This window comes from Acidithiobacillus sp. TH-A117 (assembly GCF_057473465.1).
Map to the genome: position 1 here is coordinate 1 of NZ_JBYCKQ010000007.1, position 12,864 is coordinate 12,864.

At 53.1% G+C, this 12,864-nt stretch carries 13 protein-coding genes and 1 pseudogene; 4 read left to right on the forward strand and 10 right to left on the reverse strand.

The features are described 5' to 3' along the window. Nucleotides 1-240: pseudogene (locus AC2VLR_RS01500) on the reverse strand (MFS transporter); the annotation flags it as partial. A gap of 49 nt (nucleotides 241-289) precedes the next feature. On the opposite strand from AC2VLR_RS01500, the gene AC2VLR_RS01505 reads away from it, so the two are divergent. After that, a complete protein-coding gene (locus tag AC2VLR_RS01505; protein WP_486880549.1) occupies nucleotides 290-472 on the forward strand; it encodes a hypothetical protein in 183 nt (60 codons plus the stop codon). Nucleotides 473-499: 27 nt separating this feature from the next. Here AC2VLR_RS01505 and AC2VLR_RS01510 read toward each other — a convergent pair whose 3' ends face one another. Beyond that, entirely contained in the window at nucleotides 500-1,654 is a 1,155-nt protein-coding gene (locus AC2VLR_RS01510) for a CmpA/NrtA family ABC transporter substrate-binding protein (RefSeq protein WP_486880550.1), read from the reverse strand. Between the two features lie 225 nt (nucleotides 1,655-1,879). Here AC2VLR_RS01510 and AC2VLR_RS01515 point away from each other — a divergent pair, with 225 nt between their 5' ends. Beyond that, on the forward strand, nucleotides 1,880-2,569 hold the full coding sequence (locus tag AC2VLR_RS01515; RefSeq protein WP_486880551.1) for a Crp/Fnr family transcriptional regulator: 690 nt from the start codon (nucleotides 1,880-1,882) through the stop codon (nucleotides 2,567-2,569). 5 nt (nucleotides 2,570-2,574) lie between these two features. Here the strand turns inward: AC2VLR_RS01515 and AC2VLR_RS01520 are convergent, their stop codons facing one another. From AC2VLR_RS01520 to AC2VLR_RS01555, 8 genes are all read right to left on the reverse strand, one after another. Continuing rightward, nucleotides 2,575-3,021, reverse strand: coding sequence for a biotin/lipoyl attachment domain-containing protein (locus AC2VLR_RS01520; RefSeq protein ID WP_215842190.1), 447 nt, complete (start codon nucleotides 3,019-3,021; stop codon nucleotides 2,575-2,577). Continuing rightward, complete coding sequence (locus tag AC2VLR_RS01525; protein ID WP_486880552.1) at nucleotides 3,018-3,476, reverse strand: hemerythrin domain-containing protein; 459 nt, start codon at nucleotides 3,474-3,476, stop codon at nucleotides 3,018-3,020. Before AC2VLR_RS01525 ends, AC2VLR_RS01520 begins: the two co-directional genes overlap by 4 nt. A gap of 79 nt (nucleotides 3,477-3,555) precedes the next feature. Beyond that, nucleotides 3,556-3,801, reverse strand: coding sequence for a thioredoxin family protein (locus tag AC2VLR_RS01530; RefSeq protein WP_486880553.1), 246 nt, complete (start codon nucleotides 3,799-3,801; stop codon nucleotides 3,556-3,558). Between the two features lie 43 nt (nucleotides 3,802-3,844). Further along, nucleotides 3,845-4,828, reverse strand: a complete 984-nt coding sequence (locus AC2VLR_RS01535) for a 2Fe-2S iron-sulfur cluster-binding protein (protein ID WP_486880554.1) — start codon at nucleotides 4,826-4,828, stop codon at nucleotides 3,845-3,847. Between the two features lie 85 nt (nucleotides 4,829-4,913). Then, nucleotides 4,914-5,375: a globin domain-containing protein gene (locus AC2VLR_RS01540; RefSeq protein WP_486880555.1), complete on the reverse strand. Its 462-nt coding sequence runs from the start codon at nucleotides 5,373-5,375 to the stop codon at nucleotides 4,914-4,916. Between the two features lie 123 nt (nucleotides 5,376-5,498). Continuing rightward, nucleotides 5,499-6,671, reverse strand: a complete 1,173-nt coding sequence (locus AC2VLR_RS01545; RefSeq protein ID WP_486880556.1) for an HlyD family secretion protein — start codon at nucleotides 6,669-6,671, stop codon at nucleotides 5,499-5,501. Beyond that, nucleotides 6,668-8,098 (reverse strand): efflux transporter outer membrane subunit, encoded by a 1,431-nt coding sequence (locus AC2VLR_RS01550; protein WP_486880557.1) that lies wholly within the window; start codon nucleotides 8,096-8,098, stop codon nucleotides 6,668-6,670. Before AC2VLR_RS01550 ends, AC2VLR_RS01545 begins: the two co-directional genes overlap by 4 nt. Beyond that, nucleotides 8,098-9,639: a DHA2 family efflux MFS transporter permease subunit gene (locus tag AC2VLR_RS01555; RefSeq protein WP_486880558.1), complete on the reverse strand. Its 1,542-nt coding sequence runs from the start codon at nucleotides 9,637-9,639 to the stop codon at nucleotides 8,098-8,100. The genes AC2VLR_RS01550 and AC2VLR_RS01555 overlap by 1 nt, the downstream gene beginning before the upstream one ends. Nucleotides 9,640-9,748: 109 nt before the next feature. Here AC2VLR_RS01555 and AC2VLR_RS01560 point away from each other — a divergent pair, with 109 nt between their 5' ends. Together AC2VLR_RS01560 and AC2VLR_RS01565 are read left to right on the forward strand one after the other, a co-directional pair. Then, complete coding sequence (locus AC2VLR_RS01560; RefSeq protein WP_486880559.1) at nucleotides 9,749-10,660, forward strand: LysR substrate-binding domain-containing protein; 912 nt, start codon at nucleotides 9,749-9,751, stop codon at nucleotides 10,658-10,660. 667 nt (nucleotides 10,661-11,327) lie between these two features. Further along, on the forward strand, nucleotides 11,328-12,515 hold the full coding sequence (locus AC2VLR_RS01565; protein ID WP_486880560.1) for an SEL1-like repeat protein: 1,188 nt from the start codon (nucleotides 11,328-11,330) through the stop codon (nucleotides 12,513-12,515). The last annotated feature ends 349 nt before the right edge of the window (nucleotides 12,516-12,864 follow it).

Genomic DNA, 12,864 nt, shown 5'->3' on the forward strand with positions numbered 1-12,864 from the left:
CCAGCGGCCATTCATGCTTTGGTAGAGGTTACCCATGCCAATCCGCAAAATAGCGGCGGAAAGAATGGGTACAGCTACCAGATAACCTTGCTCAACAGCAGTCAGATGTAATGCATGAATCATATAGGGTGCCAGCGGCCCATATAACAGCCAGACCGTAAAACCCGTATCAAAATAAAGAAAACTGGCCACTAACGCGCGCCAATTACCGCTGCGGAGCATGTTTAACAATTCTTTCATCGCCGATCCCTCGAACAAAAACCTAAAGAAAAAGGCGCTCCCGGCCCAGATGAGCCAGGAACGCCTTCGTCCCAAAAGACTGTTCACCGATGAACAGCACTTGATGAGGCTAAAGCATTTTTCATGCCGTAATATGGAGGGGGATGTTGATGAGATTTTTCAGGCCCGGGAAGAAATTTTGCGTGAAGCTGACCGGCGTAAAATGCGTGATACTGGTGCAAACTCCCTGTGATTGGGCCCAAAGATGGTGCAGCGCAAGTCAGCGCGTGAGCGTGCTCCCGTCAAAAATCAGGCTGGGACCCATGCTGATGGGGTGGCCTTCATTGCTTTGTACCTGCCAGGCTTGGGCGTGCTCGCCCCAAGGGATGAAGTCTTTTTCCGGGACAGGAAGTTGTCGTGCTGCCTGCCGGTAAAGGTCACAACGGTATACCTGGGGAATCAATGTTTCGGCGTCCACGTCATGAGGCCATTGCCCGGCTGCCTGCATTTGTCGAACCAGCCACAGGGCATGAGAATGCCAGGGAAAGTTGGCGGCGTAGCGGGCAAACACCAGAAAGTCTTCCTGTTGTGCCAAGCCCGGCACAGCACCCGTTAATGCCATGGCCACGACTTCAGGAGCTACGCTGATGGCAGCACCAACCCAGGGAGCCGCTTCCAGGCGATGCTGGGGATTATCCAGCCAGTAGGTCGCAGACAGAATGGCGCGGATCATGGCCAGGTGTAAATCGGGTTCGCGCTCTGCCCAGTCATTGCGCACGGCCAATACTTTTTCCATCAGGTTATTCCAGAGCGCATAACTGCTGACGATGGGCATGCCGACATTTTCTACGGCGGCCAGACTCCCCCAGGGTTCGCCTACGCAGTAACCATCAATTTCACCGGAACGCAGCGCGGCCACCATGTGCAGGGGCGGGACCACGGTAATTTGAATGTCTTTGTCGGGATCAATATTTCCGGCACGCAGCCAGTGGCGGAGCTGGTAATGATGGTTGGATATGGGAGAAACCACCGCAAAACGCCACTTTTTGGCCGGTTCCGTCTGGATGATGCGGCGGAGCATCAGGGCGGCAGCAAGGGCATTTTCCTTTCCCGAATATCCCTGATCGCGGAGCCGCTCATATAAGGTATGGCTGACGGTAATGGCATTGCCATTGAGAGAAAGGGTCAGTGCAGTGCTGACCGGTATGCGCGGTGAAGCAATCCCCAGGGTTGCGGCGATGGGCAGAGGTGCCAGTGCGTGCGCAGCTACTAGATCACCAAAGAGCAAATGGTCACGCAGGCTGGCCCAGGAAGGTTCCTGTTGCAAGGTAACGGAAAGCCCCTCCGCTGCAAAAAAACCCAGTTCACGGGCGACAATCAATGGCGCGCTGTCGGTCAGTGCGACAAAACCAATGCTGAGTTGCTCATCGTTCATTTTTTCTCCCATTTCCAGCCGCTATTACAAAAAAACCTCGCGCACCAGCGTGAGTGCGCGAGGACTTCATTGTCCAGACTGCAGTCTAGCTTAGCAATTTCCGGGCCAATTTGCTGTGGATCTGGCCCCCGGTGTCAGGGTGTGTGCATGGCAGTACCTCTTTGCGCCTTGCGGGTTAGGCGGGCGATGACTATGCTGCTTTTTTCCAGATTAGAAAGTGCCCTTATGGAAGCTGTTGCCGACAATTTATTCCCCATCTTGCGCGAAACCTCACTTTTTTCTGCCTGGCCGGAAGACTTGCTGAGTGCCTTGCTGCTGCAAAGCAAAAAAGTCACCCTGGATTCCGGAGAGATTTTGTTTGTCGAGAAAGCAGTGGCCAGCGCTTTTTATCTGGTGCTTTCCGGTCGTGTCCACCTGATAGCGGCGGCATGCACCGGACAGGAAAAAATTGTGGAAATCATTGAGCAGCATGACCTGTTTGCCGAAGCCGTCGCTTTTCTGGGCGGGCGTTATCCGGTTACGGCAGCTGCGGACGGGCGTACGGCGGTTCTGGAAATTCCCCTCGCCCTGTTTCTGGAAATTCTGGAGCAAAAACCCCTTTTGATGCGCCAGATGCTGGCGCGCCTGAGCATGCGCCTGCATTTTCTGGTCAAGGAGCTGCGCCATCTCAGTGTGGAATCCGCCGAACAGCGACTGGTCAGCTATTTGCTGGAATTATGTCCGCTGGCTAAGGGTTCTGCCGCCATTGAATTTCCCACCAAAAAATCGGCGGTAGCCGCACGCTTGGGCCTGACCCCGGAAACTTTATCGCGGGTACTGACCCGAATGCGTAAAGCCGGGCTGATTGAAATGCAGGGTCGAACCATCCAGGTCCCTGATCTGCAGGCTCTGGAACGCTGGGCTGCTGCCCGTTAATCCAGTTATTCCGAACAGCGCATGCATTGCACGCCGTATCTTTTGATCCACGCTTCTAGCGCCTCAACGGCTGCGCTGCCGGTGCTGACTTTGTCGAGCGCATGTGGTGGATCATCGGGTTTCACTCGAGCGATCCAGGCATCATTGTAGGGATCAATATTGATCAGGTGAGGATCTTCCAGCAGTTTTTCATTGCGGTCCATGACTTCACCCGCAAAAGGCACCGGAACACCACCTGCCCATTTACCACTCTCCAGAGTGGCCACATGTCGCCCAGCCTCCAGATGTGTACCGATTTTTTTGATGCGGGCTTTTTGCAAGCGGCCCGACATGGTCTGGGCGGGATCTGTGATTCCGATGGTCAAGGTGCCATCCTCTTCGGGACGTACCCACACATAATCAAGATCATAAAAAAGATCTTCCGGCAATTCACATCCGTGATATTCACTCATGATTTTGCCTCCGCCTCAAAGTCGAGAATACGTCTTCCGGCAGCTTCACCATGATCCGTCAAGGCGGTTGTCAGAAATGGGTAAAGTTCATTTTCTTCCCTAGCATCATGTTGTTTGAGAATGGTTTGTACGGTGCCGAGAAGATCCTCAAAGGTTTCTGCGTCCTGCTCCTGAATAGCTTCTGCCATTTCCTCAAAAAATATGCGTAAATCCTGATGTCCCTTGCGAAGGAGGGCGGTCAGGGATTGGGCTGCATCCCCTTTCTGGCGCTCAAAGGCGGGAAACAAGGTGCTTTCTTCCACGGTCATATGACCATCCACTATGCCGTGGCGGAATGCCTCCAGAAAATGCGCAGCCTCCTGCCATGCGCCATGGCTCACAGTCTCTGCGCTTTGTTCTAAAAGCAGGTCCAGGCGTTCATGGTCGTGTTGCATGATCTGATCTATAGATTCCATCATCATCTCCAATGTTTGTGCAGTCCTGTGCGACAGAAGGGTGACCGGGTTCGCTTCGTGAGCATTCAGAATGCTGTTGTCATGAGGCTCCGAGCATTTTCAACACGTCTCCCAATGGCTGCGCGCCTACGGTTTTCAGGGCGCCATCCACGACGATGGCGGGGACGGTTTTAATGCGCAGGTTACTGACTATTTCCCGCCCCTCCCGTTCTGCGACATCCAGAACTTCCAGTTCCATGGGCACCTTTTCCGAAGCTTCCTTCCATACTTTTTCAGCCTGTGGGCAAACGGGACACCATTTGGAAACAAGAATTTGTACCTTCATCGTGCGTTCTCCTGGGTAGTTGCCGTATAGCAGCGCAGAATGACTAGCCATTGGGTGCAAAGGCATCAAAATGGATGTGTTCATGGGAGACCCCATGGGAGAGCAGTAGATCAATGGCCGCTTCTATCATGCCAGGGCTCCCGCAAAGATAGACTTCATGATATTGCCAGTGGCCTCGGGCAGTCACGCTGGGCAACAGCCGGCGTGCCCCGGTCCAATGGGTGTCCTCCATATCGGAAATGGTGGGTGTCACAGTAAGCTGAGGATATTCTTGCGCCCATTGCTGCAATTGATCGAGATGATAAAAATCCGCCTGTTTTTTGGCTCCGTAAAACAGATGAACAGGACGATTCTGACCCTGAAGAATGCTTTCCTGAATGATGGCTTCAATGGGAGCCAACCCGGTACCGGCGGCGATGCAGAGCATGGGCCTGTTTTGCTCCGGGTGGAGGGCGAAGTCACCTTGTGGGGGCCCGAGCGTGATGCTGTCACCACATTGGGCCCGGTGAAAAAGCCACTGACTGAATAAACCGCCGGGTAATTCACGGATATGAAAAACCAGCTCCCCATGGCTCTGAGGTGGTGTAGCCATGGAATAAGAGCGCCACTGATCCGGATGACCCGGGACAGCCATACGGGCATATTGACCGGTCTGGTATGGATAGGCCTTTTCTGGTTTTAAGATTAATTCCAGCACATTCCAGGTTAACCTGGTCAGGCTGACAATGCGGCTATTCCAGATATTTCCAGAAATGACTTCAGCCTGTAGTCGCATCGGGCTACGTGGGTAAAGCTTGCATAATATGCCCATGCCTGCAGCCCGTTCTGCGGGTGACAAGAGCAACGGCATAAATGGTCCCTGTTCACTATCACCAGACAAAATGGTGCCCTTGCAATCTCCACAGGAACCGCTGGCGCAGCCATGTTTAATGGCCACATCATGGGCTTTGGCCGCTTCGACAATATTCTGATTTTCATTGGCCATGAAACAGATGCCGGAGGGTTCCAGACATATTTCATATTCCATGCATTTACCTCACTTCGTTTGCATTCAAAAACGGCACCGGCCTAAGTCGCAAAAAACATTCAGCCAAGCGCCGTCTTAGGTTAAATCACACAGCAGGAGGAACGTCGTCAATGGTTAGCGGCACAAAACGGGAAGGAGCCATGGCTTCATAGGCCGCCTCTATGCATACCGTAGAAGCGAGGTTGTAGGCCTCAATCCAGGATTCCGCCATTTCCCGGGACCAGGCAGCGCCCAGAAAATGCTTCAGGGTATTGAGCAGGCTTTTGCCGACGATGGGATAATGTTCCGGACGAGTATCATACTTGATATGAGCGATCCCCAGATCTTTCAAATAAGGCACCAGTACTTCCAGATTGTCGATACTGGTCGCAATCAGAATGACAGAATTAAAAAGGCGAATACGCTGCTCGGTCATGTCTCCAGGAAACATTTTCCGGACTTCCGGAAAGTGTGTGAACATATAATCATAAAAATGTTCAGCCACCTGTACACCGAGATCTTTTACAGCGGCGCCACTGGATTGAATCAGTTGAATATTGATGGTCATGATAAATTACTCCTTGTGCTTGGGGTGTGAATGGGCTGTGCTCAATACGCTACGAGGTGAAGGATAAAGAAGCTTGTTCAGCTATTCCTTGATTTCGGTCAATTTTGAAAATGGCGGCCATGTTTACAGGTTCTTCTGGATAATGCGCCGGGCACGGTTTTGCGCACGTTGCAGCTCGTCATGGTATATGGATGTTTCATATCCCTGTTTCGGGGTGCTGGTCAGGGGTTGCAGAAGCGAATGAGCATGCCCATGCTGCCAGTGGACCTCGGCAATCATGGAGAGCCCGGGGCGCAGTGGGTGTTTGCGCAGTTCTGCATCAGGTATGGCAATACGCACCGGCACCCGTTCCACAATATGAATATAATTTCCGGTAGCATTTTGCGGGGGCAGAATACTGAAAGCACTGCCAGCACCGGGAAGTAAACCCATGATGGTGCCATGAAAATGCACCGAACCCCCGTAATAATCACTGGTCAATTGTACCGATTGTCCGGGGTGGATATGGCGCATGACGGTTTCCTTGAAATTGGCGACTACCCATAAATCGTTCAAGGGCACGACGGAGAACAGGCGCTGACCATTTTTAACCGTTAACCCCGGATAGGCAGAGCGCTGGGCGATAAAACCCGATATGGGGGCGCGGATCAGGTGGCGTTGCCAGGTGATGTCGGCTTGCTCATATGCCGCGACAGCTTGCTGCACCAGAGGATTGTCATCCACCGTGGTGCCCGCTACGAGGGCTTCTGCAGCCTGTAGTCGGGCCTGGGCTTCTGCCACGGCGGCGCTGGCGGCAGCGATTTCATGCCGGGTGTTTTCAAGACGGATCACAGAAACGGCGCCGCTCGGCAGCGATTGCTGATAGCGGGTGAAGTCCATCCTGAGTTGGCTCAGTTTGGCATTTTTAGCCTGAATGTTTTGTTGCAGGGCATGGACCTCGGCGAAATCCTGGCGCACTTGCCTTACTGTGGCCGCCAGATGAGCCTGCGCCTTTTTCATATCCAGCCGGGAATGACTGCCTTGTAAGATGGCCAGTATCTGACCGGCGTGCACATATTCCGTATTTTCTGCCAGCACCTGCTGGATAGTGCCCGCTGACAAACTGTCCACGGGGCTGATGTTGCCATTCACGTAGGCATCATTGGTTTCAATCCAGTACTGCCCCTGTAAAAACCACCAGAGGATGCCGATGAGGCCAACCAGGAAAAGGAGGATGGCAACCCCGAGCAACCCTCTTCGGCGTTTCTTTTCCAAAGGGCGTTTTTCAGGATCCGGGACAAGCTGCGCTGTACTCATTTTGCTTTGCCTTTCGTCGCATATCCGCCTCCCAGCGCCTCATGCAGTAATGCCCAGGATTGCGCATTTTGGATTTGTAAAAGAATGTGAAGGCTTTGCATGGTTGTTTCCTGAATACGGGTTTGATAAACGGCCATTTTATTGGCGGTTCCTGCCTGAAATGCCGCCTCCGCCAGGGTGCGGCTCTGTCTGGCGGCCTGCATGATCTCGGCTTGTTCATGGAGTTGTTGATGGATTCTTTTCCAGCTCGCTAGGTAACGGGCAATTTCCCGCACGGCGTTGAGGATGTTCTGGCGATAATGATCCTGGGCGGCCATATACACGGCATTTTGCGCCTTGAGCCGGGCGCGGAGTTTGCCGCCTTCAAAAACTGGCAAGGTGATCACTGGTCCCACCGCATGGGCCAGATTCCCGGGGCTGAATAAATCGCCCAGATCAATGCTGTTCCAGCCGGCAAACAGAGCGATATTCACATCCGGATAAAAAGCCGCCCGCGCCGCCTTGATCTGTTGGGCGGCGACAGTCATTTCCCAACGGGCCGCGACAATGTCGGGGCGATGAGCGATGAGGTGCAAAGGAAGATCACGGGGAATGGGCATCCGCGACAGTTCCGGTAGCGGAGCGATTGGGATCTGCTCTCCCCAATCAGGTCCGTGTCCGGCCAGAGCCGCTAGAATATAGCGTTGCCGGGCAATAGCGTCCTGTAATTGAGCGCTATTTTGTCGCGCTTCGGCGTAGCGCTCTTCCTGAGCAAAAACCGGACGCGCATCGGCCAGACCGTCGTGCCAACGTTGATTCTCCAGCTGGAGCAGGGATTTTTGCAGGCTTTCCAGAAGCTCTGCCAGACGCAGACGTTGGGATGTGCCGATCAGCAGAAAATAATGCCAGGTCAGTTGCGTTTCCAGTTGCAGTTTTGCTTCGGCATAATCGGCCTGATGCACCCGTACTTTTCCTATGGCGGCACGGACCTGATCGCTCTCCCGACCCCATAAATCCAGGTGATAACGCAGCTCCAGCGGGTTGATCTCGGCATAGTCAAAATGCTGGCCATTGGCCTGGAGATGTAATCCCTGTTGAGAAAAATACTGCTGGGTGAAAGACGCACTGGCATTCCATTGTGGAAGCAGGGCGGCATGTTGTTCCGCAGCAAAGGCTTTTGCCTTGAGAATGCGGGCGCTGGCCACCTGCAGCGAGGGGTTATTCCGCAACGCCGCATCAATCAGTTGATTGAGGGCCGGTAACTGCACCTTTTTCCACCATCGGGATTCGGGCCATGGACCGGGATGAATGCCATCATGCCCCGCAGTTTGGGCCACTAGTTGACGGATTTGTGGAGCATGGGCGAGGTGCTTGTCGGGCAGCTGTTCTGGCAGGCGTGCGCAGGCGCTCAGTAACAGGCATGATAGAAGCAGAAAAAATTTATGCATCAGAGATCAACCAGCTCTTCTATGGCGCGGCGCAGACGAATATCCGGTTCTGCGTAAACCACAGCCTTGCTGAGCAGCAAGAGACCCGCACCCATTAAAAACCCCCAGGCGGCGATGTAAAAAATTTCATTGAAGGCCAGCATGGCCGCATGCTGCTTCAGCAGTTCCGCAGTGCGTATATGGTTGAGCAGGGATGTGGGTAAATCCGCCAGGCTGCTTTGCCCTTCGGCCAGAAAATGCGCATGGAAAATCATGCGCCGGTCAAATAAGGTGGCAATCAAAGGAATGCCCATGGCCTGTCCACTCAGGCGTAATACATTCAAGAGCGCTGTTCCGCGTATTTCGGCCGGGCCCGATAATCCCGACAAGGCAATGGCAATGATGGAGGGAAACAAACTGCCCAGGAAAATGCCCACAAAGGCCTGGGGCCAGAGCAACTCGCTAAAGGACGCCGGATGATTATAGGAAGCCACCCAAAAACTCGCGGCTGAGAATCCCGTCAGAGAGATGACAGCCAGGATGCGGGCATCGAGGCGATTCAACAGGCGCTGGGTCAGCATGAAGCTGATTTTTGAGAAAATGGCCATGGGTAATATCAACAGGCCCACCATCCAGGCGCTATAGCCCATCACCAACTGAAAGCCGACGATGTAAATGGCGATGCTGCCCTGAAAAAACAAAGCGGTGAAAAACAGCACTACACTGCCTATCAGAAAATTGCGTCGTTTCAGAAGGCGCAGATCCAGGAGGGGGTGGGGGGTGTACCATTCGGCGATGACCAATAACAGCAGGGCGATGAGGCCGGTAATCCCCAGGCAAATAATGACGTGAGAGCGCCACCAGCTGAGGGTTTCGCCGATATTCAGGGCGGATTCCCCGGCAGCCAGAGCGATGACCAGGAAGATCAGACCGCGCCAGTCCAGTGGCGGATGACGATGTTCCATCTCGCGCTCAAAAAGCAGGATCAGGCTGACCAGGGCTACCGTAATGGCAATGGGTATATTCACATAAAACAGCCAGCGCCAACCGATGGTATCGGTTATCCAGCCACCGATGACCGGCCCGAGGGTGAACGGTGTGAGCGCCGCGATTCCCCACAGACCCAGTCCGATATTGCGGCGCTGAGGATGATAGTGGCGTAGAATAATCTGCAAGGAAACGGGAATGCTCAGCCCTCCCACATAACCCTGAACAATCCGCGCAATCAGGAAGCTGTCATAGTGATTCGTGACGGCACATACGCCTGAAGCCAGGGCGAACATGACAAAAGCCACCGTCAGAACCCGCATTTCCCCCCAGCGATGTAATAACCAGGGCGATGTGGGAAAAGCCAGGGCCATGGCCAGAAAAAAATCAGCCTGGGTCCAGTCGGCAAAATCAGGATTGACCCCCAAGCTGCCCGCAACATGGGGGATCATGGGCAGATAGGCGCCGGTATTGAAAAGCACCAGGAAATGTCCCAAACCAATGACCAGGTTCAGTAGCACTACCATGCCGGTGCCAAGAGGAGAAACTGCGTGGGCGTTCCGAGAAAAGGTCATTATTGGGTATCAGCTTCTATGCTTATTTGCGCAACGGGCCGATAATGCAGGGACTGAAAATATAGATCAAATTGGTTATATATATACAAACTATCGGGTATAGCGATATATGGATACGGAATTACTGCTGACTTTTCTTACGGTGGCCAAAAGTGGCGGCATCAGTGTGGCGGCGCGAAGCCTGCACCGGAGTCAACCGGCCATCACCGAGCGCTTGCAGAAGCTGAGCCAGATGGTGGGCGAGCCCTTGACCATGCGCCACGGACGCGGCATTCAGTTGACGCCGGCAGGCGAAGCCCTGCTCTCCACCGCCCAGCGGATGCGTGATGTGATTGATGAATTCGAGGACATCATGTTGCGCCGCCAGCGTTTGCAGAGTGGTGTTTTGCGGATTGTTGCCACCAACACCGTGGCCAATTATTTTTTGCCGGAAAGGCTGGTGTCTTTTCAACGGCAATTTCCCGATATAGAACTTCAGCTGCGAGGAGGTGTAATCGACTGGTCCAGTATTGCCCTGTCCGATTGGGATTTGTATTTTCTGGAAGGTGGCCTGGATCTGGAAGGTTTGCCTTCCTACTATTCGGTGACACCCTGGCTGGATGATGAAATCATGACCATTTTCCCCGAGGGGCATAGCCTCCTCCAGCAAGCGGAATTGACACTGGAAAATCTGATGCCTTATCCCCTGATCTGGCGCGAACCCGGGTCGGGTATTCGCCGTTCTGTAGAAAAAGCCTTTCAGGAAGCCCGTTTGACACCCCGGCAATCCATTGAGGTTACCGGCGTAGAAGCAGTGGGCGCTGCCGTGGATGCCGGGCTGGGAATTGGCTTTGTAACGGCCGCCGCCTTGCGTTGTCGCCAAGACTGGCGGGTCGTGGCGCGCCGCCTGCCCGCACCCTTAGGCATTCAGTGGACCTTGTACATGGCCAGACCCCAACCCGCCTATCAGTCCCACACTATCCGGGCATTCCTGGAATTTCTGGATACCGGAACGGTACATCTGCAACAGGCCGGGGTGTGATGCCATGGCAATGAATGAGAAAATTTTATCCGTAGCTCCCATGCTCGACTGGACGTATGGTTAATAAAATATCTTATTAAACAACTATTTTTGCTATATTGCACTGTTATGTTGTACCTATGTTGGATTTTACGCCTTGAATCTGTCCATGAAAAACCTCATTTCATATATGGGCGGGTACTGTTGACGATGCTTATGACCCCAGTGTTTTTTCAATATTATTGATGGGCACATATGGTTATTTAATCTTTTGGTCATGGATCTAACCAAATAATTAGGAAGTCTCCCGGATCTGCCGGGGTAACAGTAGACAGATGATTGTTTGTCAGCGTCAGATATTTACACCCTATATCGCGGAATATCAATCATTAATTTCTTGAAATATTGGATGCATTAGCGAAATGCTGAGGTTCTCAATGGAGAACCATCCAAACACTGGTTTCTGCTGAAAACAGGCTAATCACCAGCGCTGCTTGGCAGCTGTCCGCCGCTGGGCAGGTTACGCCCTGCTTGATCACAGGCCCTTGTCCTCTTGTCGTGCGGTCGCGCAGTAGCGAATGCAACTGGCGTATTTCGTGTCCGCTGAGGCTCCACGCTATGCTGAAAGCCAATCCTTATGTAAGCTTTTGTGAAAATCAGGGAATTTATATCCTCAAAGGAGAGCCACATGAAGGCTCGTATTGTTATCCCGTTGGCGCTCATGGGGCTGCTTTCTGTAGGCAGTGCCTATGCAATGACCAACACCCAAGCAAAACAGTTGACGATAGCCGCATACAATGAAAATACTACAGACTTAGCCAAACTGGAATCTGCGGCGAAGTATGGGGATGCTGTAGCACAAACGTGGTTGGGTCGGTATTTGGTTGCAAAAAAAGATTACGCGAAGGCGAACTCCTGGTACGAGAGGGCGGTCGCTCAGGGATATGCGAGAGCGGAAAACAAACTAGGGGATGCTTACTACTACGGCCAAGGGGTGCCGGAGGACTACGCGAAGGCGAACTCCTGGTACGAGAAGGCGGCCGCTCAGGGGTATGCAGTGGCGGAATTTAACCTGGGGTATGCCTACCGCTACGGCCAAGGCGTACCGCAGGATTACGCGAAGGCGGACTACTGGTACGAGAAGGCGGCCGCTCAGGGAAATGCCAAGGCGGAAAATAACCTAGGAAATGCCTACTACCACGGCCATGGTGTGCCGCAGGACTACGCGAAGGCAGACTACTGGTACGAGAAGGCGGCCGCTCAGGGAAATGCCAGAGCGGAAAACAAGCTAGGGGATGCTTACTACTACGGCCAAGGGGTGCCGCAGGACTACGCGAAGGCGGACTACTTGTACTATAAGGCGGCCGCTCAGGGAAATGCCAAGGCGGAAAATAACCTAGGGCTTGCATACCACGACGGCCAAGGGGTGCCGCAGGACTATGCGAAGGCAGACTACTGGTACGAGAAGGCGGCCGCTCAGAGGCATGCCGCGACGAACACGCGAGCAAAACAGTTGGCGTCCTTCGACGATGTGCCCTACAACAACCCGGTGCTCAGCATGATAAGGCACACAAATAAAGCAAAATGGTTGGCGAATCTGGGGAATCCTAAGTGGGAATACAGGCTAGGGGATGACTACTACTACGGTGCGCTTAGACTGATGCCAAGTTTTACGAAGGCGAACTACTGGTGGAGAAAGGCGGCCGATCAAGGATATGCTAGGGCTGAATTCAGGCTAGGGAGCGACTACTACCACGGACGTGGTGTGCCGCAGAATACGAGGACCGCCATAACGTGGTGGAAGAAAGCGTCTGCACAAGGTGGTCATTGGGGAAAAATGGCGCAACATCATATTAATGTTGCTGAGCACGGCTAGGATTGTCGCGCCTCAGTGATGATTTCTGTGAATGAAGCATGGGACATCCTGATAGATTATCCGGTGTCCATCTTTAGACTTTTACCGTAACGGCTGCAGCGGGGGTTTCCGTATACAGCGAGACCTCCACTCTGCTGAAGGATATTCATTATAACTTATTAAAAATATTCGATTATATGTTCAAAGGAGAATTTGGATGCAGGTTCGTATCATCATTATCCCCTTGGCGCTCATGGGGCGGTTTTCTGTAGTCCTTAGACAGCAGCAATAGAGGTTTCAGCAAAGATGGAAGAGATAAAGAAATCGCGGCCGAGCCTCCGTGCGCGCGCTGATAAAATCAAACTCGCAC